The organism is Streptosporangium sp. NPDC049644 (assembly GCF_040675205.1).
Taxonomy (GTDB): Bacteria; Actinomycetota; Actinomycetes; order Streptosporangiales; family Streptosporangiaceae; genus Streptosporangium; species Streptosporangium fukuiense.
In genome coordinates this window covers 51,743-72,462 of record NZ_JBFAOJ010000044.1, presented here as the reverse complement: position 1 = coordinate 72,462, position 20,720 = coordinate 51,743, and the positions used below count along the sequence as shown (strand labels likewise).

Genomic DNA, 20,720 nt, shown 5'->3' with positions numbered 1-20,720 from the left:
CCAACCAGCTCATCCCCCAGCTCGAAGAACTCACCGCCAAACACCGCTGACGCGGGATCGGGAGACACCACCACCATGCGCATCCTGTTCACCACATATCCAGAACGGACGCACTTCCTGCTGCTGGCCCCGCTGGCCTGGGCGCTGCGCACGGCCGGCCACGAGGTGCGCGTCGCGGTCCAGCCCAAGTTCGCCGACGTGGTCACCCAGGCCGGCCTGACCGCCGTGCCCATCGGCACCGACCGCGACCTGTGGCAGTACCTCGGCCGTCTCAAGGAGATGGCCCATGCCAAGAAGGAGTGGACGGAGGAGTGGACCGGCAGCAAGGAGGTGGGCTGGCCCACCCCGTACGCGGCGGCGGAGTGGGAGCCCGAGGACGTCGACTGGGACTACCTCCGCAACGGCTACGAGCTGCAGATCGGCCAGTGGCACAAGCAGAGCAACGTCCCCATGATCAGCAGCCTGGTGGAGTTCGCCCAGAGCTGGCGACCCGACCTGGTCGTCTGGGAACCCACCACCTACGCCGGCGCGATCGCCGCCAGGGCCTGCGGCGCCGCGCACGCCCGCCTGCTCATCGGCGCGGACGTCTACGGCATCACCCGCGACCACTACCTGCGGCTCGGCGCCGAACGCCCGAAGGACGACCGCGCCGACCCGATGGCCGACTGGCTCGGCTCCTACGCCCGCAAGTACGGGTTCGAGTTCGGCGAGGAGCTCATCACCGGCCAGTTCACCATCGACATGCTGCCGCCCTCGCTGCGGATGCGGGCGAACCTGAACTACCTCCCGCTGCGGTACACCCCCTACGGCGGCCCGGCGGTCGTGCCGAAGTGGCTGTCCACCCCGCCCGAGCGGACCAGGGTCGCCATCACCATGGGTCTCACCGTCACCGACCGCGCCGTCGGCTACCCGGTCGACGTGCAGGACCTCTTCGACGCCCTGGGTGATCTCGACATCGAGATCGTCGCCACCATCGTGGAGGAGGAGCAGAGGAAACTCGCCAGGATCCCGGACAACATCCGCCCGGTGCCCTACGTGCCGCTCCAGGCGCTGCTCGCCTCCTGCTCCGCCGTCATCCACCACGCCGGGGTGGGCACCCTCGCCACCACGGCCCTGCAGGGCCTGCCCCAGCTGTCACTGCCGTGGGACGTCGACCAGCCCGCGCTGGCCGAACGTCTGGCCGCGCAGGGCGCCGGCCTGGCCGTGCACGCCGCCAAGGCGACGGGCGAGGCCGTCCGCGAGAACCTGCTGCGGCTGTTGAACGAGCCGTCCTTCGTGCAGGGCGCCGCCAGGTTGCGCGAGGAGTTCCTCGCCATGCCGACGCCCAACGAGCTCGTCCCCCGGTTGGAGGAGCTCGTCGCCGAACACCGCGGCGACGGGTGAGGCCGATGCGCGTCCTGTTCACCACCTACCCGGAGAAGACGCACTTCTTGGCCATGGCCCCGCTGGCCTGGGCACTGCGCACCGCCGGCCACGAGGTGGTCTTCGCCGTCCAGCCGGTCTTCACGGACGTGATCACCCAGGCGGGCCTCACCGCGGTGCCGGTCGGCGGGGAGCGGCACCTGTGGCAACTCATGAGCCGGCACATGCACTGGCTCCCCGCGGGGGTCGGCGGACTGCCCGTCCCCTACGACGCGGCCGAGTGGCATCCGGGCGACGTCACCTGGAGCTACCTGAAGGACGGGTACGAGCTCCAGGTCAGCCGCTGGCACAAGATGAGCAACGTCCCGATCGTCGCGGACCTGGTGGAGTTCGCCCGGTCCTGGAAACCCGACCTGGTCGTCTGGGAGCCCACCACCTACGCCGGCGCGATCGCCGCCGAGGCGTGCGGCGCCGCCCACGCCCGCCTGCTGTTCAGCGTGGACAGCCTCGCCGTGACCCGCGCCCACCACCTGCGGCTCATGGAACGGCAGCCTCCTGGGGACCGGGCCGACCCGCTCGCCGACTGGCTCGGCGGCTACGCCCACAAGTACGGCTTCGAGTTCTCCGAGGAGCTCGTCACCGGCCAGTTCACGATCAGCCTCCTGCCGCGCTCGCTGCGCCTGGAGGCCGACCTGCGGTACGTCCCGATGCGCTACGTGCCCTACAGCGGCGCGGCGGTCGTCCCGTCGTGGCTGCGGGAGCCCCCGGGACGCCCCAGGGTCGCGCTGACGATGGGGCTCAGCACCGCCGACCACGGGGCGGGATACGTGGTCGACCTGCCCGACGTGCTGGAGGCGCTGGCCGACATGGACGTCGAGCTTGTCGCGACCGTCTCCGAGGCCGCGCGGGACAGGCTCGCCTCGATCCCGGACAACGCCCGACTTGTGCCGTTCGTACCGTTGGACGCTCTGGCGGCCACCTGTTCGGCAGTGATCCACCACGCCGGTTTCGGCACCCTCGCCACCACCGCGCTGCACGCGGTCCCGCACCTGGTCGTCCCGTGGGACGGCGACGGCCCGGCTCTGGGACGCCGGATCGCGGCGCAGGGGGCCGGGCTGGCCCTGCACCCCATGCAGGCCACCGGCGCCACCATCAGGGACCGCCTGCTGCGGCTGCTGAACGAACCTCGGTTCCGGCACGGGGCCGCCCTGCTGCGCGAGGAGATGCTGGCCATGCCGACGCCGAACGAGCTGGCCGGCGACCTTGAGGACCTGGCCGCGGCACACCGGCACGCGCCGCTCGCCGGGTCCGCGATCGGTGGGGGGTGAGGACGATGCGTGTGCTGTTCGTCGCCAACCCGGAGAAGGCGCACCTGCTGACCATGGTCCCGCTGGCCTGGGCACTGCGCACCGCGGGCCACGAGGTCCGGGTCGCCGGCCAGCCGAAGTTCGCCGACATGATCACCCAGGCCGGGCTGACCGCCGTGCCCGTCGGCCGGGACGCCGACCTGTGGCAGCTGCTGGCCCGCGACCACCGTATCCCCGACTGGACCTGGGACCCCGCGTACGGCCTGCCCGTGCCGTACGACGTCGTGGACGATCCGGCCAGGGGCACCTGGCGGCACCTGGCCGACGGGTACGCCGAGGCGCTGCGCACCTGGCACCGGCCCGGCAGCCTGCCGATGATCGCGGGCCTGGTCGACTTCGCCCGGCACTGGCGGCCCGACCTGGTCATCTGGGAACCCCTGGCCTATGCCGGGCCGATCGCGGCCAAGGCCTGCGGCGCCGCGCACGCCCGCCTGCTGTGGAGCCTGGACGTCTTCGGCATCGCCCGCGACAGCTTCCTGCGGCTCAAGGCCGAACAGCCCCCCGAGGAGCGCGCCGACCCACTGGCCGACTGGCTCGGCGCCTACGGCCGCAAGCACGGCTTCGACTTCACCGAGGACATGACCACCGGCCACTTCACCATCGACCAGATCCCCTCCTCGCTCAGCGTGCGAGCGGATCTGTCCTATCTCCCGATGCGGTACGTCGCCTACGGCGGTCCCGCCTCCGTGCCGAAGTGGCTGTGGACCGCGCCCGAACGCCCCCGGGTCGCCCTGACGATGGGACTCAGCCTGACCGACCACAAGGCGGGTTACGCGGTCAGCGTGCAGGACGTCCTCGACTCGCTGGCCGACCTCGACGTCGAACTCGTCGCCACGGTCCCCGAGAGCGAGCGGCACAGGCTCAGCCGCGTCCCCGACAACGCGCGGCTCGTGTCGTACGCGCCGCTGCACGCCCTCGCGCCCACCTGCTCGGCGGTCATCAACCACGCGGGGTTCGGCACCTTCCTCACCACCGCGCGCTACGGAATCCCGCAACTCGCCCTGCCGTGGGACTTCGACGGGCCCGCGTTCGCCCGGCAGGCCGCCGGACAGGGCGCCACCCTGGTGATCCGGGCCGACCAGGCGACCGGTCAGGCCATCCGCCAGAGCGTCCTGCGGCTGCTCGGCGAACCCGCCTTCCGGCACCGGGCCGCCGACCTCCGCGACGAGATCCACGCCCTGCCCAGCCCCAACCAGCTCGTCCCCCAGCTCGAAGAACTCACCGCCAAACACCGCTGACGCGGGATCGGGAGACACCACCACCATGCGCGTCCTGTTCGCCGTCAACCCGGGAACGAGCACGTTCCTGCCACTGGTCCCGCTGGCCTGGGCACTGCGCACCGCGGGCCACGAGGTCCGGGTCGCCGGCCAGCCGAAGTTCGCCGACATGATCACCCAGGCCGGGCTGACCGCCGTGCCCGTCGGCCGGGACCTCGACATCATCAAGCTCTTCAAGATCTACGGCGTGACCGAGGAGCAGCTGGAGAAGGCCAGGGTCGGGCTGTCCCCGCCCTACGACGTCGCGGACGACCCAGCGAAGGCCACCTGGCGTCACATGCTGGACGGATACCTCGAAACCGTCGAGGGGTACAAGGCGGAGAACGCCCCGATGATCGCGGGCCTGGTCGACTTCGCCCGGCACTGGCGGCCCGACCTGGTCATCTGGGAACCCTTCACCTACTCCGGGCCGATCGCGGCCAAGGCCTGCGGCGCCGCGCACGCCCGCCTGCTGTGGAGCCTGGACGTCTTCGGCATCGCCCGCGACCACTTCCTGCGGCTCAAGGCCGAACAGCCCCCCGAGGAGCGCGCCGACCCACTGGCCGACTGGCTCGGCGCCTACGGCCGCAAGCACGGCTTCGACTTCACCGAGGACATGACCACCGGCCACTTCACCATCCATCAACTCCCCGCCTCGCTCAGCGACCAGGCCGGCTCGCAGCACTACCTGCGGATGCGGTACGTCCCCCATGGCGGCCCCGCCTCCGTGCCGAAGTGGCTGTGGACCGCGCCCGAACGCCCCCGAGTCGCCCTCACCCTCGGTTTCGCCGCCACCGAGCTCTTCAGCGGCTACACGGTCGGTGTGCAGGACGTCCTCGACTCCCTCGCCGACCTCGACGTCGAACTCGTCGCCACGGTCTCCGAGAGCGAGCAGCACAAACTCGACCGCGTCCCCGACAACGCGCGGCTCGTGTCGTACGCGCCCCTGGACGCCCTCGCGCCCACCTGCTCGGCGGTCATCAACCACGCCGGCGACGGGACCGTCCTCACCACCGCGCTACACGCCGTTCCCCAGCTCGCCATCGGCTACCACTTCAACGAGCCGATCATGGCGCGCAAGCTCGCCGCTCAGGGCGGGGCACTGCGGCTGCACCCCAGCGAGGCCACGGGTCCCAACATCCGCGAAAGTGTGCTCCGGCTGCTGCGCGAGCCCGCCTTCCGCGACGGCGCGATCCGGCTGCGCGACGAGATACGGGCTCTGCCCACTCCCAACGAACTCGTCCCCCACCTGGAGGAGCTCGCCGCCAAACACCGCACCGCGCCCCGGTGAGGTGGCAGGCCGGAACCGCCGCGAACCATCGGCGCGAGGAAGCCGATCCGGCTCACCCGGGCTCCGGCACAGCCAGGAGAACACCGCCCACACATTTCTCGAACGCCCCCCGAACCACCACGAAGACCGGAGAGAACACATGACGATGACAGCGTCCGACCTCTATCTCGACCTCATGAAGCGAGTCGTCTGCAACACGGTCTACCAGGACCCGGACATGGACGTCTCCAACGTCGACATCGTCGAGGTCTCCGACGGAGAGCAGACCGAGCTGAGAATGACGGGCGCCGAACTCGTCGAGTTCAGCGCCGAGGGCCGTGGCGAGGGCCGCGACTGGCCGCGTGACGCGCACACCATGATCGGCATGAAGCGCCTCAACAACCTGCAGGAGTGCACCGAACGCGCGCTGGCCGACGGCGTGCCCGGCGACTTCATGGAGACGGGGGTGTGGCGGGGCGGCGCGTGCATCTTCATGCGCGCCGTACTGGCCGCGCACGGCGTGACGGACCGGCGGGTCTGGGTCGCCGACTCCTTCGAGGGGATCCCCGAGCCGGACGAGCGCTACCCGGACGACAAGCCGCTGTGGGGCATCCACCTGTTCGAGCCGCTCGCGATCTCCCAGGAGCAGGTGCAGGAGAACTTCCGCAGGTACGGCCTGCTCGACGAACAGGTCGAGTTCGTCAAGGGCCGGTTCGCCGACACCCTGCCCACCGTGCCCGTCGAGCGCCTGTCGGTCCTGCGCCTGGACGGCGACCTGTACGAGTCCACGATGGACGCGCTGGTGAACCTCTATCCCAAGCTGTCGCCGGGCGGATTCCTCATCGTCGACGACTACCACGCGCTGGAGGCCTGTGCCAAGGCCGTCCACGACTACCGGAACGAGCACGCCATCACCGATCCGATCGTCGACATCGACTGGTGCGGCGTGTACTGGCGCAAGGAGGCCTGAGCCGGGCACCGGCCGCGAGGCCGGTGCCCGCCTTCTCACCCACGGGGACATCACATTCACGAAAGGAGAACGATGTCCGGGGAGCAGCATTTCGACGACGCGGCCACCATGGGGGAAACCGGCGGCGATCTCACTTTTTCCTGGTCCACCGAGGGCCTCCCGATCCCGCCCGACCTGATGACGCGGGCCGTTTCCGGGATCCTGCGCGGCGGGAAGGCGCCACGTCCTGGCTCGACGGTGGACCGGATCCTCGACATCGTCGTCGGTTCGCGGCACACGCGCTTCGCCCCCAGGCCCGACGCGGACGGGCGCCGGATCCTGCGCGAACGCATCGACCGGGCGGTGTCGCGGAACGAGCCGATCCCCTTCTCGACGATGTGGGGATGCATCAAGCACTACGTCCGCGACGAGGACCAGGGCATCGACATCGCCGAGCTCTTCACCGTGTTGCGACTCACCCAGATCGTGACGGACATCTCCGAGATCTACGAGCCGGGCGCCCGCATCAGTCTGATCATCGAGGACTTCGGCGTGTGGTACGAGGACGCCTACGGCCGTTCCCCCTCCGTCCAGAAGTCGATCACTGTGAACTCCCGCCGGTACGCGGACGGTCTGATCGACCTGATCGGGGTGGTGGCCGGAAAGTCCATACAGCCCTACCTGTTCCACGACACGGTCGACGCCGACTACCGCGAGTGCATCGCACAGGCCGAGCAGAACCGGGACCTGCTGCACGCCTACTGGACGGCGGAGGAGGACTCCGAGGCCCGATTCGGTGAGCTGTGCGCCGCGGGATGGCGCGGGGAGATCGGAGCCGAGACGCGACGGCACTACCTCGGCCGCCTCCGCAGGCTCTATCCCGCGGAGGACGAGACGCAGTGGCTCGACAGGGTCGTCCGCTACCTGGCGATGGTCCTGCTCTACGAGCAGACCGGGGCGCTGCGGAAGATCGACCCGCATGCCATTCGGCTCTCGTTCTACCAGCCCGCTCCCGGTATCGCGCAGGGCAGGGCGATGGCCCGGGTGCACCTGCGGGGCCTGCCGCGGACCTGGTGCTCGGCGGCCATGCCGCCCTGGACGGCCAGGGGGTGCTGGGTCCTTGAGCCCGACGGCTCCCTGCGCCCGCGGATCGAGAGCTTCCTGGAGTTGCACAGGTCCGGCACGACGTACCACCGGGGTTCCCTGAGCGTGACGCGCGCGAACCAGACGGCGGACCTGCTCATGAACGTGGTGATGCGGGATGGCCGGCCGGCACGGCCGCTGGCGCTGAAGCAGTACGGCTGACGACGCACAGCGGGTCGCGGTCCTGGACACGCGACCCGCGCCGCCGGGACAGGCGCCGTCGGGAAGAGAGCACGGAAAGGGGAGGGACCTCTCGGAGAGATCCCTCCCCTCCCACGCCGACCGTCAGGACAGGCCGTCCTCCGCCCGGCGGGCCACGACGAGGACGACACCTTCGTACTGCGGTCCTTCCGCCGCCTCCAGCCAGTCCTCGTCGCTTCCCTTGCCGAAGATTCGCGCGAGGTCCGGCGGTAGCTCACCGTGTCGCCGGACATACTCACCGGCCTTCAGATAGAGCTTTCCGAACGAGTACTTCGTGTGCTCGGTGATGTCCGCGACTTCGTCGACGACCAGACCGGCCCGACGCGCGAATTCCGGGTAGTGCTCGGCCCGTGGCATGGGGACCATACGCCAGAGCGCCGACATCTCCGCCAGCGCGTACTCCTCCTCCTCACTGAGCTCCGGCCCCCGCCTGATGTAGTCCGTGAGGACCACTCTGCCCCCGGGGCGCAGGACGCGCCCGATCTCGCTCAGGGCCCGTACCTGGTCGGAAAGGTGCACGAAGGAATCGATCGCCAGGACGGCGTCGAAGAAGCCGGGGGCGAACGACAGATTCAGCGCGTCGCCCCGCTGGAACCGCACCCGCCCCTCCATGCCCTCGGCCCTGGCCAGAGCGGCCGCCGTGTCGACCTCGCCGGCGCTGATCGAAACACCGACCACCTCCGCGCCCGTCGCCCGCGCCACCTGGACGGCCGACGCTCCCGACCCACAGCCGAGGTCCAGGATCCTGTCTCCCGGCCCCACCCCGAGCTTTCCGATCATGACATCGGTCAGCCGGACGCCGGCCTCGCCCAGTTCGCTGCCGTCCTGGGGCCCCGTCCAGTACCCGACGTGCGTCTGCCCGCCGTACATCTCCGCGAGGGCCTGACCGTTCCTGTCGTAGAACTCGGCGACCTGTTCCGGCGTCGGGGGCTCGAAGGCCGAACGCGTCGTGGCCGAGATGAAGTCACGCGCGCTGCGCCGTAGCTGTTCGATGCTCATCGGCTCGTCCCCTCCCTCGTCACTCGGCGGCGAGCGCCGCGGCGGCGTGCCGGTCGAGCAGGTCGCGGGCGTCCCGCACCTCCTGGGCCATCGGCCGGTCGGCGTCCAGCGGCGGGGAGATCTCGGCCAGCTCCGCCCAGATCCCGTCGGCCTGGGGCTCCTCGCCGACCATCACGGCGAGCTGGGCCACGCCCAGGGCCAGCGAGCCGATGGCCAGCCAGCCCAGCTCCAGGCCGTCCGACACCGCGTTCGCCCCGTTGAGCGCCATCGGGACGTGGTCCTGGTTCCAGCCGTTGGTCGGCAGCGTGGTCAGCGAGGCCGGATAGACGACCTGCCTGATCCGGGAGACGAACGACGTCGCGCTGATGTGCACGCCCGCCAGCCCGCAGCCCCGGCCGGCCCTCGGCGTGAGCATGGGCGGCAGGTCTCCGTTGGTGGCCGGGCTGAGCAGCAGGCCGAGCTGCCGTTCGGCCAGGTAGGCGGCCATGTGCAGGGAGAGCCCGATCTGGTCGGAGGCGAGGCCGACCGGCATGGCGTGGAAGTTGCCGCCGTGCAGGATCTGGCCCTCGTAGGCGATCGGGTTGTCCTGGCAACCGCTCGCCTCCCTGGCCAGCACGTCGCCCGCCGAGGTGAGCTGGTCGAGCACCGCGCCGAGCACCTGCGGCGCGCACCGCAGGCTGTACGGCTCCTGCAGCGGCCGCCGCTCGTCCCTGACCAGGCCGGCGGGCAGTTCCCGCCTGATCCACCTGGCCGCCGTGAGCTGCCCGAGCTGGCCGCGGGCGAACGCGTGGCCGTCGTCGTAGTGCTCGCTGTTGGCCCGCAGCAGGGTGGCCAGCCGGCCGGTCAGCATCGCCGCCGCCCGGACCAGCCGCACCGCCGACTGGTGGTTGAGGATGGACACCGCCAGGCTGGCGCCGGTGCCGTTGACGAAGGCGAGCGCCTCCCTGACCGGCCACTCGAACGGCTCGGCACCCAGCGCCGCGAGGGCCTCCCTGGCGGGCCTCGTCTCCCAGCCGCCGCCGGCGCCGCGCATCCACGCCTCGCCGAATCCGGTGAACGTCAGTGCCGCGTGTGCCAGCGGCTGCAGGTCCCCGCTCGCGCTGACCGTGCCGTCCCGCGGGATCACCGGGGTGAAACCGGCGTTCCACAGGTCGGCCAGGGTCTGCCAGAACTCCGGCGAGACCGCCGAGAACCCCCGGCGCATGCTGTTGAGGCGCAGCCAGAAGACGAGCCTGGACACCTCCGGGCTCAGCGGCCTGCCCTGGCCGGTGCCCAGGTGTGAGATCAGCGAGCTGCCCTGCTCCATCTCCGACTCCGCGGCGTACGTGACGAGCGGGCCGAATCCCTGGGTGAGGCCGTAGATGGGCTGGTCGGCGGCCAGATGTTTCGCGACGGTCGCCGCGCTGGCCTCCATCCTGGCGATGTCGGCGTCGTCGCACGGATCGATCCGGCCATCCCAGGAGGCGCTCCTGGCGATCTCCGCCAGGTACGCCGCACCGGTCGTCTCGCTGCTCGTCATCTCGGCGGTCAGTGTCACTTCGCTACCTCTGCTTCGGTTGCCTCGGTGGTGGGTGATGTCTGGAGGTGCCGCACCTTGCCCAGCGCGGACCGCTCGATCCTGGGCACCGCGTGCACGCGTTTCGGGCGGACCCCGATCCGGTCGAACGCGGCGGACAGGTCGAGGCCGGCCAGTTCCGTGCCCGGCTTCAGCACGACCAGCAGGTCGACGTGCTCGCCGATCATCCGGTCGGCGACGGGGACGACCGCGAGGTCCTCGCAGTCCAGCACGGCGCGCAGCGCGTGCTCGACCTCGTCCAGGTTGATCCGGCGGCCGTTCACCTTGACCAGCCGGGTGCGGCGACCGGCGAACCGGAACGTCCGCTCGTCCAGCGGCTGGACGTAGTCGTCCGCCTCCCAGAGCGGCGGCGGCCGCTCGTCCGGCCGGAACGCCAGCCGGGGACTGCGGATCACGAGCGGTACCTCTTCGTCCTCGTCCGATCCGGCGGGCTCGGGTTCAGGCCCGGGATCGGCGAAGGACACGTCGGGGAAGAGGGTCCAGGGGGGAGGTTCGCCCTCCCGCCAGCGCCGGGTCGCGATGCCGCCCGCCTCGGTGGAGCCCAGCACCTCCACGATGAGCGCCCGGTCCGGGCCCGCCTCGGCGAGGAACTCCCCGGCCGTCGCGGGGAGCATCGCGCCGCCGTACAGCACGGTGATGTGCTCCAGCTCGCGGACCCAGCTCATGTGCTGCAACAGCAACGTGAAGATCCACGGTGTCGCCACCACCACGACCCGCCGCTGCTCGATGGGCGGCATGACACCGTAGAACGTCGGTTTGTACCAGACCGGCAGCCGGAGATGGGCGGGGATCAGCACGCTCGCCAGCGCCCCGTACAGGTGGGTCGGGGGAACGCAGGAGATGACCGCCTCCGGCTTCTCCGGTTCGATCAGCTCGGCGAGCATGCCCGCCTCCAGCCAGACGTTCTCCCGCAGCCGCCGCCAGCACCGGCTCGGACCCGTGCTCCCCGAGGTGTGAAAGTCGATGGTCGGCGGCAGGGTGCCGAGCACCAGTTCCCCCGGATCGCGGTCGGCGAGGTCCCAGCGCACCTGCCAGGCCCGGTCGGTCATCGCCGGCTCGGTGAATTCAAGAGAAAGCAATTCGGCCGGGCTCAGCTCGGCATAATCCATGGCCACTCCTTTGCCCCGGGCATGCGGAAAGAGATTTGCTGTCCCGCTGGCGGGACAGCACCGCTCAGCCGAGCGACTGGGCGATTTCCATGAGGTACTGGCCGTATTCCGAATTTTTCATCCCGGCGCCGAGCCGGTGGCAGGCGTCCGCGTCGATGTATCCCATGCGCACCGCGATCTCCTCCAGGCAGGCCACCCGGACGCCCTGGCGTTTCTCGATGACCTGCACGTACTGGCTCGCGGCCAGAATCGAGTCGTGCGTGCCGGCGTCGAGCCAGGTGAAACCCCGCCCGAGCCGGACCAGGTGGGCCCGCCCCTGCTTCAGGTACGTCTGGTTGACGTCCGTGATCTCCAGCTCGCCGCGCGGCGAGGGCGTCAGATCCCTGGCGATCTCCACGACGTCGTTGTCGTAGAAGTAGAGCCCGGTGATCGCGTCGTTCGAGCGCGGGCGGAGCGGCTTCTCCTCGATCGACACCAGCGCACCGCTGCCGTCGACCTCGCCGATGCCGTACCGCTCCGGGTCCGACACCGGGTATCCGAACATCGTGCAACCGTTCAACCTGGTACGACAGGCCCGCAGGATTCGCGGGAAGCCCGCGCCGTGGAAGACGTTGTCGCCCAGGATGAGCGCCGTCTGGTCGTTGCCGATGTAGTCCGCGCCGATGATGAACGCCTCGGCGATTCCTCGCGGTTCCGCCTGCTCGGCGTAGGAGATGTCGAGCCCCAGATGCGACCCGTCGCCCAGCAGGTTGCGCAGCGCGGGGAGGCTCTCCGGCGTTGAGATCACCAGAATGTCCCGCATGCCGGCCAGCATGAGCACGGAAAGCGGGTAATAAACCATTGGCTTGTCATAGATGGCCAGCAGCTGCTTGGACGTAGCCAATGTCAGGGGGTACATACGCGTACCGCTACCGCCGGCGAGAACGATTCCCTTCATCACCCGTCCTCTCCTCGATTTCGGGATGAATGCAGCGCAAGAGTAATCAGAGTTTCGCCCACCGGCCAAGCGTCCGGCCCGGTCGCATCCCTTCACAAGGAATGGCGACGCCATTTATCGCGTTGACGAGTCCGCTGTCAACCACATCGTTCCGGAAAGCCGCGGACCGGCGGTGACAGCGGCACCCGATGCGCACAAGGGATTTCCCGCAAGAGATGAGAAGACGTCACGAACCCGCTCCGCGCGCTCGCCCGAACGGATCACCGGAGCCGGCCGTCGTCCGACTCGGACCTGATGTGCTCGTACAGCACCTCCGTGGACGCAACCGCCGGAGGAGTCAAGCGGTCAGGCAGAGAACAAGAGTGCGACAAGGCCACGGGCTCTATGCGGGCGCCGAGGCCGAGGCCGGATGGGGGCATGGCCAGGTTTCCGGCAGATCTCCAACGCCGGGATCACAAGCTGATTCCAAGCCAATAGCAAGATCGACGGAGCAGGGTGATGGCGCACGTCGGCCTGCTGGAGCTGTATAAAACCGCACCCGACGTCTCATCCGTCCGCGCACTCGAAGGGGAACACATCACTTCCTCCGACCGACCTGGTCGAAGCCGTCACGTCCACTCCGGAAAAGAGCATCTGATGTCCGAGTCCGGCTCGTCGAGCACCGATGGCCCATCACGCCGTCCCGTCACAGGACGCATGCTGGTTACCGTCGTGGCGGCCGTCGCCACCCTTGCGGTGTCCGTTTTGGTCGTCCTGCTCTGGCAGTCGGACAGCCGCGAGACCCCCTCCTCGCCCGGTGGTTCCACCGCGGACAAGGGTTCTGCCCCGGCGGCCCGTTCTGCGGCGACCGCCCCCTTCGGCACGCAGATCTATGTGCAAGCCACAGATCACATCGCCGCAGTGGAGGCGTTGGCGGTGACCGAGTTGAACGGCCGCCCGGTCGCCGTCACCGGAGGCGACGACAGGATACTGCGGATATGGGACCTGGCCACCGGCAAGCAGGTCAACGCGCTGCCCACCAGCCACGCCACACTGATCTCCACGATTGCGGTGACGAAGTTGAACGGCCACCCGATCGCCGTCACCGGCAGTACGGACATGACGGTGCGGGTGTGGGACCTGGCCACCGGCAAGCAGATCGGTGAGCCTCTTGCCGGCCATGTCGACGGAGTCGGAGTGGTGGCGGTGACGCGGTTGAAGGGGCGGCAGGTCATCGTCTCCGTCGACGTGGACAAGACCGTGCGGGTGTGGGACCTGATCACCGGCAGGCAGGTCGGCGCACCGTTCAAAGGCCACAGTGATGCTGTGTGGTCAATAGCGGTGACATCACTGAACGGTCGCCCCGTCATCCTCCTTGGCACCGTGGACGGCACGGTGCAGGTTCGCGACCTGGTCACCGGCAAGCAGGCCGGCACGCCCCTTGCCGGCCACGACGACGCGCTCCGATCGGTGACGACGGCGCGGGTGGACGGCCGCACGGTCGTCGTCACCGGCGGCGACAAAGCGGTGCGGGTGTGGGACCTGGCCACCGGCAAGCTGCTTCGCGCACCGTTCGAAGGCCATACCAATGTGATCTGGTCAGCGGTCATGACGAATCTGGACGATCGCCCGGTCGTCGTCTCGGCCAGCCACGACATGACGGTGCGGGTGTGGGACCTGGCCACCGGCAAGCAGATCGGCGCGCCGTTCGTCCACCCCGACGTGGTCCGGACGATGACGGTGGCCCGGTTGGACGGCCTTCCGGTTGTCATCTCCACCGATCGAAGCTCGGGCTTGCAGGCGTGGAGCCTGTCCCCGCCCTATCCGCCCATCGGTTGATCCGGTTGCCGACCGACTTGGGAAGGCACCGCGTCGCCCCGGATGTCGCAGCCCGGGGCGACCCGACCGGGCCCCTACAGAAGACGTCGCGCAGGACCACGCGGGCCGGCGCCCTGTGCTGCTCGCGACGATGAACCGAACATGAAGGAAGACGCATGCCTGTCCTCAGCCCCGTATGTACGTCTCGCGATCGGGGAGTTCTCTCCGCGGGGAGGGGCGCCGCCCGCCGCGCCAACGGTACGGCAGCCGCGGCGGTGGCGATGCTCGCCGTCTGCCTGCTCTCGGCGTGCGCGTCCGGCGGCTCCGGCGGCTCCGCGGCACCGTCTTCCCCTCTGGGTGGGCACTGGCTGGTGAAACCGCTGCCGCAGCGGACGGCGGGCCTTCGCCTCGACGCCATGTGGCCGTTCTCCACGCGGGAGGAACTGCTGTCCAACCGGCCCTCCGTCGGGGGTGCTCCCGTCTACGACGCGGTGAATGCCCGCTACGAGGAGACCGAGAAGGCCAAGGGCCGCAAATGGACCAGGCTCCTCATATTCACCGGATATGAGGCAAGGGTCGTCACCGACCAGTGGCAATCGGCCGTGGGCGACATCCTCCTCACCTTTCGGACGGCCGGCACACCGGGCGAAGAATTCGAGATCCCCACGGGTCCGTTCGGCGGCTACGCCCGCTGTACCGAAGCCCTGCTCCTGGACTCCACATCGGGCATGTGTGCCTGGGCCGACGACGGCACGGTCGGAATCGTGTACGGCCCGAACTTCAACGCCGCCGAACTCAGGGATCTCCTCCCCACCTTCCGCGCCGACGTCGAACGCTGAGCGTCGGTGAGGACAGGCTCGCCGACGAACGGAGTCGCGTGGTGGCCTGTGCACTCTGATCATCACTACCGCCAACGAGGTGACCCGCTACCACTCGATCTACCAAGGAGTATCGGTTCCCCGCGGCTACGGTGTTGACCACGCCCTGCCCGGCGACCTTGAGGTCGTAGTCCCACGGGGCGCCGCTTTGGTCGTGGACCCGGTAGGGGCCGCTCAACGTGACCTTGCCTGCCGGACAGCCGACCTCAATCGGTGAAGGCGACGCTGATCGCGTGGCTGTCCTCGTGCATGTGGTAGCCGCTGATCCTGGCGTCGGTGACGGTGAAGTGCAGGGCGAAGTCGTTGGTGAACGCCTTGCCGGTGGACAGCACGCCGAAGCGGCTGCGTCCGGTCACCACGGCGTGGTCACCGTCGAGGATGGTGGCGTTGACGGTGAACTCGTCGGCCGGAGTGAGCTCCGTACCGAGCAGGGTGAAGAACTCGGCGATCTCGTCCCTGGTGGAGCGGGTCCCGGTCCAGGGAACGTTCGGCGCGCCGGGGACGGAGAAGTCCACACGGTCGGCGAACAGATCGAGGAGGCCGGGCAGGTCCCCGCTGCCGAAGCGGGTGAAGAAGGCGTCGACGATCTCGCGGGTGGTCTCGGGCGTCACGGTCATGTCTCTGTGCCGATCTCTCGTGTCTCTGGGGGTGGCAGGTCGGACGGAGGTCTCCGGTCCGGTGTGATCAGCCGGGTTCCGGTGGTGCGGATCCCGGCGGGCCCGGGTTTCACGCCGATGCCAGGGCCGGGATGGGCCACATCTCCAACTGAACAGTTGGAGTTTGGCACGCCCGCCACCAAATGTCCAACTATCTGGTTGGAATCTTGTAGGCTGCCTCCATGGCCTGGGACACCGCCAAGACCAAGCAGCTCCTCCTCGACGCCGCCGTCCAGGAGTTCGCCGAGCACGGCCCCCAAGGCGCGCGGGTCGACCGTGTCGCCGCGCGGGCCGGGGCGAACAAGGAGCGCATCTACCAGTACTTCGGCAACAAGGAGCGGTTGTTCGCCGCGGTACTCGAGGCCGAGTTGGCCAAGGTGGCCGCCGCCGTGCCGCTCAGCGTCGAACAGGGTGCCGACCTCGGCGAGTACGCGGGACGGGTCTTCGACTACCACTGCGCACACCCGCACTTCCTGCGCCTGCTGGCCTGGGAAGGACTGCAGGACGGCCAGGTCGCGGTGGCGGCCGAGGACGAACGCACCGCCCACTACGCCGACAAGGTCGCAGCCCTGGCCAGGGCCCAGGCGTCCGGGGCGATCGGCGACGACCTCGATCCCGCGTACCTGTGCTACGCCGTGTTCGCACTGACCACCTGGTGGTTCTCGGCTCCCCAGATCGTGCGCATGCTCATGGCCGGGGTCGCCGATGACAGCATTCGGTCGAGGCGCGAGGCGCTGGTCCGCATGGTCCGCCGCCTGGCCGGCTGACCGCCGGCAGGAGAGCGGAGGGTACGGCCTCCGGCGCCCATCTCTTCGGTCTGCCGCTGGGCGGCGTCCGCGGTGGCCACCGCGCCAGGCGACCTCAGCAGTCCAGGTCTCCGCCTAGTGCGCGGGCTCGACGTGGGCCCTAACCGCGCCTGGCGAGAAGTCCCGACTCGGGTCGACGCCACCGGGGACAACGTACAACGGACGCCGCGGAGTGCGCCTCACACCGGGTTCGGCGTCGCGGCCAGGTTCCGCTTGACGTGCCGGGTGATGTCGTCGGCGAGGATTTCGGGGAGGCCCTTCTCGATGCCGTCCAGGGCCTGGGCCGCGACCTCGGCGGGATCGACCTTCCGCTCGGCGGGAACGCCGGCGGCCATGTCGGTGTCCATGTACCCGACGTGCAGCGCCGAGACGGTGATGCCGCGAGGTGCCAGTTCCTCGCGGATCGCGTTGGTCTGTGCCCACGCGGCGGCCTTGGCCGCCGAATAGGACCCGGAACCGGCCGGGTGCAGCCAGGACAGCACGGACAGGACATTGAGCACGGCGCCGCCGCCGTTGCCCTCGATGACCGGGGCGAAGGCCCGCGTCACGGCGAGCGGTCCGAAGAAGTTCGTGTCCATCTCCAGCCGCACCGAGTCCGGATCGCCGGCGACCAGAGGGGTGCCGGTGAAGATCCCGGCATTGTTCACCAGCAGCGTCGCGTCGGAGGCGACGAGGGCCGCGGCCCGGATCGACTCTTCGTCGGTCACATCCAGGTGGAGCGGGATGACGCCGGCCACGTCCACGCTCCCGGGACGGCGTGCCGCCGCGTACACCTTCGCTCCGCGCTCCAGAAGCTGGATGGCCAGCCGGCGGCCCAACCCCCGGTTGGCGCCGGTGACCACCGCGACCGCGTCCTTCAGTTCCATGCTTGCTCCCAGCCTCGCGGGCGGTTCGGATGACCGGACCCGACAATTAGATTACATCAATAATCTAAACCGAAGGGTAAGATAGATGTCAACCGACATCCAACTTGAGAGGTGGCCGATGGGCCGCGTGTCGCAGGCGCAAGCGCAGGAGAACCGCAAGCGGGTCGTGGAGGCCGCCTCCCGGTTGTTCCGCGAGCGGGGCACACAGGTCAGCGTCGCCGACCTCATGAAGGAGTGCGGACTGACCCATGGCGGCTTCTACAAGCAGTTCGCCTCCAAGGAGGCGCTCGTCGACGAGGCCACCGCCCACGCCTTCGACGAGTTCGCCCAACGTCGCGCGGCAGGACTGGAACAGCGAGTGGCGATCGACACCTACCTCTCCGTCGAGCACCGCGACAACCCGGCGGACGGCTGCCCCGTCGCCGGGCTCGCCACCGACATGGCACGGGAACTCGGTGATCACGAGGCCCACCGCGTCTACGCCAGGGGCGTGAGCGACTTCGCCGAGTGGCTCGCCACCGAGGACCAGGACGGCATCACCCGGCTGTGCACCATGCTCGGCGCACTCGTCCTGTCCCGGGCCACCAAGGGCTCCCCCCTCTCCGAGGAGATCCTCACCACCGCACGCGCCGCCTTGACGGCGAACAGCTGACTCGGGACACCAGGCCGACCGGCACGCCACAGGTATGCACCCGCACCACGAGCAAGGAGCCGGTGCTGGTTGCTCCGCGGTGCTTCCACAGGCAAGGCCGGGACCGCCGGTGGTCACGGAGGCGAAGGCGCGGCGAGTACGTCACGGGGGTGGGCCGTACTCGCCGCGCCGGTTCAGGGGACGGTACGGGTGCGGCGGGCGAGTTCCGTCTGGTCGGCCAGGGCGACGCCGAGCCGTTCGGAGCAGGCCCGTTGGAGGAAGTACTTGGCGCCGGCCTTGGCCTCCTGGGCGGTGAGGGGGCGGTAGCGCATCGCGATCCAGCGGCCGAGGACGGTGTCGTGGTCGATGTACCAGCCGGGGAAGGTCTGGCGCAGTGCTGAGCGGGTCCTGCTTCGGGAGGTTCGAAGCATGCCGCGTCGAACTCCTGACGTTTCTGAAACACGTCCTCATGTATCAAACCCTCCCCCTTACCTAGGCTGATGGGTAGGATTTGATACATGAGGACGAGGGGGGATCAGGCGTCTGAGGGGCGATTGGCGACCCTGCCACCCACATTCACCGCTGCTCAGGCGCGTCGTACTGGAATCTCCTCCCGTGATCTTTCCCAACTGGTCACGGACGGAAAGCTCGACGAGCTGTCGCGAGGGGTCTACCGCCACGCGAGCGCTCCGGAGACAGCACATCTTGATCTGCTTGCCGTGTGTACGCGGGTCCCCCGCGCGATCGTCTGCGAAGAATCAGCTCTTGCTCTTCACGAGCTCATCGACGACATACCCCTCGCTGTTCACATCGCAGTGGCGCGCGGCAGTCATCGCCCGTCGATCTCCTATCCACCTGTCGTGGTGTCCCAGTACACAGTCAGCACATTCGACCTCGGCCGCGAAGAGTTCCAGGCCGCTCCTGGAGAGAGGATTCCTGTGTACAGCGCACCTCGGAGTGTGGTCGACGCGATGCGACATCGTCATCGGATCGGAGAGGGCTTGGCGCTTTCCGCGCTCGGCCGGTACCTGCGCACCCGCGGCGGTTCGGCGGTCAGTGACCTTCAGGACATGGCCGAGAGGCTGAACGCGATGCCCGTGATCCGTCCCGCGGTCGAGGCGGTGCTGGCCTGATGCCCAACCCACCCCGCGCTGACGTCGCCGGACAGGTGTACAACGACCTGCGCGCCCTGGCTCGCCGTGAGGGCAGATCCACTGACGAGGTCATGGTCGAGTACGTGCTCGAACGATTCCTCCACAAGTGAGATGGCGCGGCGAGTACGTCACGGGGCGGACCGTACCGGCCGCATCGGTTCAGGGGACGGTACGGGTGCGGCGGGCGAGTTCCTTCTGGCCGGTCAGGGCGGCGCCGAGTCGTTCGGGGCAGGCGTGTTGGAGGAAGTACTTGGCGCCGGCCTTGGCCTCCTGGGCGGTGAAGGGGCGGTAGCGCATCGCGATCCAGCGGCCGAGGACGGTGTCGTGGTCGATGTACCAGCCGGGGAATGCCTGCCGCAGTACGGCGAGCGGGTCCTGTTTCGAGGGGTTCATCGCGGGGACTCCTGTCTGGATGACACGGGCGGGCCGGGTGGGCGGCCCGCCCGCGCCACGCACCGCGTTTCACCTTCACGCGGTACGTCTTGGACGGCACGGCGGTCCCAGACCGGGGAAGGGATGGGGCCGTCGTGCCCGCTCATCAGAAGTGGCCGAGGGTGGCCGAGCCGGAGGTGAGCGCCCAGCGGTGCAGGAGCGCGGTCGTCTCGGCCTCGCGCATCTGGGTCTTCAGGCCCTCGACGGTCCGGTCACAGATGATCAGTGGTTCCGGGGTGGGCCAGGTGGCGATGGCGTGGAAGAGACGGCTGCCGGTGCCGTACAGCACGGCCCAGCCGGGCCAGGTGATCTCCAGCATCGCGGCCTCGGCACGGGCCTCGTGGTCCCAGGTGTACTGCGGGACCGGGGCGGCGGCGTGGCCGTCGCGGTGACGACCCCGGGCGGTGGCCAGACAGCGGCGGATCATGCGATCACCTGCCCAGCCTGCTCCCGCTCCGGAGTTTCCCGCTCTCGTATCTCCTGCTTCCGCTCCGGCAGCTCCCGCTCTTCCGGGGCAGGAGCCTCCCGCGTCTGCTGCTCTCGCATCTCCCGCTCCTCCGAAGCAGGAGCCTGCCGCGTCTCCTGTTCGCGCGCCGCCTGCTCCGCCTGCTCCTCCGCTTCGCGGGCGAAGGTCTCCTGCCGGTCGGTCTCAGCGCGCAGCGCCCCCAGGCTGTCGGCGTCGACGGTCCGTTCGGCCCCGGCGTGGGTGGCCACCGGGGAGAAGGGCCGCTCCCGGCTGGCCCACAGCCGTCCGGCGTCACTGAGGATCAGCCGCCAGCCGGGAATCGTCGTCTTGGGGCTGGTGGGCTCTGGGTGGGTGGAACTACCATCTCTCACTGATTGGACCTCGATCCGATCAAAGGCCCGTCCGGTCGTTTCCAGCGGTGGACGGGCCTGCCTCATGAAGCGGGGAAGGATCTGGAGGGGTTCGCCGTACCGGCCGGGTGGCCGGTACGAAGACGGGACGACCGCCGAGCGGTTCAGTGCGCAGGTGGTTCTTCGCCTCGGGCGGGACGCGAGGCGACGCCGGTAGCCCAGCCGGGGCGGCCCGGTGAGATCGGACCTGGCCGCCGGACGCGGACGACAGGGCATCCGCCGAGACGGCGACGCCGGTACGGACGGCTCGACGACCAACCTCCGCTCGGGACGACGCTGCGCGGGGATCGCCCCGGCCGGGGCCCCGGGGGCGGGCGACTCGAAGCATGGCAGGGAACGGTCCCCGGTCCGACGGACCCGCAGCCGGATGTCCAGCAGGTCACCGGAGGGCTGGACGTACTCATGATCGGCGGGCCGATCGGGACAGCCGTGCGCGTAGGGGGCATGCCCGCAGG

22 protein-coding genes are annotated in these 20,720 nt (G+C 69.6%); 12 read left to right on the top strand and 10 right to left on the bottom strand.

Going from position 1 to position 20,720, the window contains the following annotated elements:
• Positions 1 to 75: 75 nt before the first annotated feature.
• From AB0J58_RS24125 to AB0J58_RS24100, 6 genes are all read left to right on the top strand, one after another.
• Entirely contained in the window at positions 76 to 1,383 is a 1,308-nt protein-coding gene (locus tag AB0J58_RS24125) for an activator-dependent family glycosyltransferase (RefSeq protein ID WP_364218968.1), read from the top strand.
• Between the two features lie 5 nt (positions 1,384 to 1,388).
• Complete coding sequence (locus tag AB0J58_RS24120; RefSeq protein WP_364218965.1) at positions 1,389 to 2,690, top strand: activator-dependent family glycosyltransferase; 1,302 nt, start codon at positions 1,389 to 1,391, stop codon at positions 2,688 to 2,690.
• Positions 2,691 to 2,695: 5 nt separating this feature from the next.
• Complete coding sequence (locus AB0J58_RS24115) at positions 2,696 to 3,967, top strand: activator-dependent family glycosyltransferase (RefSeq protein ID WP_364218962.1); 1,272 nt, start codon at positions 2,696 to 2,698, stop codon at positions 3,965 to 3,967.
• Between the two features lie 25 nt (positions 3,968 to 3,992).
• On the top strand, positions 3,993 to 5,276 hold the full coding sequence (locus AB0J58_RS24110; RefSeq protein WP_364218959.1) for an activator-dependent family glycosyltransferase: 1,284 nt from the start codon (positions 3,993 to 3,995) through the stop codon (positions 5,274 to 5,276).
• Between the two features lie 139 nt (positions 5,277 to 5,415).
• Entirely contained in the window at positions 5,416 to 6,225 is an 810-nt protein-coding gene (locus AB0J58_RS24105) for a TylF/MycF family methyltransferase (protein ID WP_364157604.1), read from the top strand.
• A gap of 72 nt (positions 6,226 to 6,297) precedes the next feature.
• Positions 6,298 to 7,509 carry a hypothetical protein gene (locus AB0J58_RS24100; RefSeq protein ID WP_364218956.1) on the top strand — a complete coding sequence of 404 codons (1,212 nt, stop codon included), beginning with the start codon at positions 6,298 to 6,300 and terminating at the stop codon, positions 7,507 to 7,509.
• A 123-nt stretch (positions 7,510 to 7,632) separates the two neighbouring features.
• On the opposite strand, the gene AB0J58_RS24095 is transcribed toward AB0J58_RS24100, so the two are convergent.
• The 4 genes from AB0J58_RS24095 to rfbA form a co-directional block, all read right to left on the bottom strand.
• Positions 7,633 to 8,547 carry a methyltransferase domain-containing protein gene (locus tag AB0J58_RS24095; RefSeq protein ID WP_364218953.1) on the bottom strand — a complete coding sequence of 305 codons (915 nt, stop codon included), beginning with the start codon at positions 8,545 to 8,547 and terminating at the stop codon, positions 7,633 to 7,635.
• A 19-nt stretch (positions 8,548 to 8,566) separates the two neighbouring features.
• Positions 8,567 to 10,084 carry an aromatic amino acid ammonia-lyase gene (locus tag AB0J58_RS24090; protein ID WP_364218950.1) on the bottom strand — a complete coding sequence of 506 codons (1,518 nt, stop codon included), beginning with the start codon at positions 10,082 to 10,084 and terminating at the stop codon, positions 8,567 to 8,569.
• Positions 10,081 to 11,232, bottom strand: coding sequence for a class I adenylate-forming enzyme family protein (locus AB0J58_RS24085; RefSeq protein WP_364218947.1), 1,152 nt, complete (start codon positions 11,230 to 11,232; stop codon positions 10,081 to 10,083). Before AB0J58_RS24085 ends, AB0J58_RS24090 begins: the two co-directional genes overlap by 4 nt.
• A 64-nt stretch (positions 11,233 to 11,296) precedes the next feature.
• Positions 11,297 to 12,169, bottom strand: coding sequence for a glucose-1-phosphate thymidylyltransferase RfbA (rfbA, locus tag AB0J58_RS24080; RefSeq protein ID WP_364218944.1), 873 nt, complete (start codon positions 12,167 to 12,169; stop codon positions 11,297 to 11,299).
• 498 nt (positions 12,170 to 12,667) lie between these two features.
• On the opposite strand from rfbA, the gene AB0J58_RS24075 reads away from it, so the two are divergent.
• Both AB0J58_RS24075 and AB0J58_RS24070 read left to right on the top strand, forming a co-directional pair.
• Positions 12,668 to 13,987 (top strand): WD40 repeat domain-containing protein, encoded by a 1,320-nt coding sequence (locus AB0J58_RS24075; protein WP_364218941.1) that lies wholly within the window; start codon positions 12,668 to 12,670, stop codon positions 13,985 to 13,987.
• 155 nt (positions 13,988 to 14,142) lie between these two features.
• Positions 14,143 to 14,805, top strand: coding sequence for a hypothetical protein (locus AB0J58_RS24070; protein WP_364218937.1), 663 nt, complete (start codon positions 14,143 to 14,145; stop codon positions 14,803 to 14,805).
• A gap of 245 nt (positions 14,806 to 15,050) precedes the next feature.
• Here AB0J58_RS24070 and AB0J58_RS24065 read toward each other — a convergent pair whose 3' ends face one another.
• Positions 15,051 to 15,461: a nuclear transport factor 2 family protein gene (locus AB0J58_RS24065; protein ID WP_364218934.1), complete on the bottom strand. Its 411-nt coding sequence runs from the start codon at positions 15,459 to 15,461 to the stop codon at positions 15,051 to 15,053.
• 221 nt (positions 15,462 to 15,682) lie between these two features.
• Here AB0J58_RS24065 and AB0J58_RS24060 point away from each other — a divergent pair, with 221 nt between their 5' ends.
• On the top strand, positions 15,683 to 16,267 hold the full coding sequence (locus tag AB0J58_RS24060; RefSeq protein ID WP_364218931.1) for a TetR family transcriptional regulator: 585 nt from the start codon (positions 15,683 to 15,685) through the stop codon (positions 16,265 to 16,267).
• A gap of 218 nt (positions 16,268 to 16,485) precedes the next feature.
• Here the strand turns inward: AB0J58_RS24060 and AB0J58_RS24055 are convergent, their stop codons facing one another.
• Entirely contained in the window at positions 16,486 to 17,172 is a 687-nt protein-coding gene (locus tag AB0J58_RS24055) for an SDR family oxidoreductase (RefSeq protein WP_364218928.1), read from the bottom strand.
• 118 nt (positions 17,173 to 17,290) lie between these two features.
• Between AB0J58_RS24055 and AB0J58_RS24050 the strand changes: the two genes are divergently transcribed.
• Positions 17,291 to 17,824, top strand: coding sequence for a TetR family transcriptional regulator (locus tag AB0J58_RS24050; protein ID WP_364218971.1), 534 nt, complete (start codon positions 17,291 to 17,293; stop codon positions 17,822 to 17,824).
• Positions 17,825 to 17,997: 173 nt separating this feature from the next.
• Here AB0J58_RS24050 and AB0J58_RS24045 read toward each other — a convergent pair whose 3' ends face one another.
• On the bottom strand, positions 17,998 to 18,234 hold the full coding sequence (locus tag AB0J58_RS24045; RefSeq protein WP_364218925.1) for a hypothetical protein: 237 nt from the start codon (positions 18,232 to 18,234) through the stop codon (positions 17,998 to 18,000).
• A gap of 123 nt (positions 18,235 to 18,357) precedes the next feature.
• Here AB0J58_RS24045 and AB0J58_RS24040 point away from each other — a divergent pair, with 123 nt between their 5' ends.
• Positions 18,358 to 18,936: a type IV toxin-antitoxin system AbiEi family antitoxin domain-containing protein gene (locus AB0J58_RS24040; protein WP_364218922.1), complete on the top strand. Its 579-nt coding sequence runs from the start codon at positions 18,358 to 18,360 to the stop codon at positions 18,934 to 18,936.
• Entirely contained in the window at positions 18,936 to 19,067 is a 132-nt protein-coding gene (locus tag AB0J58_RS24035) for a hypothetical protein (protein ID WP_364218920.1), read from the top strand. The genes AB0J58_RS24040 and AB0J58_RS24035 overlap by 1 nt, the downstream gene beginning before the upstream one ends.
• Before the next feature lie 49 nt (positions 19,068 to 19,116).
• On the opposite strand, the gene AB0J58_RS24030 is transcribed toward AB0J58_RS24035, so the two are convergent.
• The 3 genes from AB0J58_RS24030 to AB0J58_RS24020 form a co-directional block, all read right to left on the bottom strand.
• Positions 19,117 to 19,350 carry a hypothetical protein gene (locus tag AB0J58_RS24030; RefSeq protein ID WP_364218918.1) on the bottom strand — a complete coding sequence of 78 codons (234 nt, stop codon included), beginning with the start codon at positions 19,348 to 19,350 and terminating at the stop codon, positions 19,117 to 19,119.
• Positions 19,351 to 19,495: 145 nt separating this feature from the next.
• Entirely contained in the window at positions 19,496 to 19,816 is a 321-nt protein-coding gene (locus AB0J58_RS24025) for a hypothetical protein (RefSeq protein ID WP_364218916.1), read from the bottom strand.
• Positions 19,813 to 20,226: a hypothetical protein gene (locus tag AB0J58_RS24020; RefSeq protein WP_364218914.1), complete on the bottom strand. Its 414-nt coding sequence runs from the start codon at positions 20,224 to 20,226 to the stop codon at positions 19,813 to 19,815. Before AB0J58_RS24020 ends, AB0J58_RS24025 begins: the two co-directional genes overlap by 4 nt.
• Positions 20,227 to 20,720 lie beyond the last annotated feature (494 nt).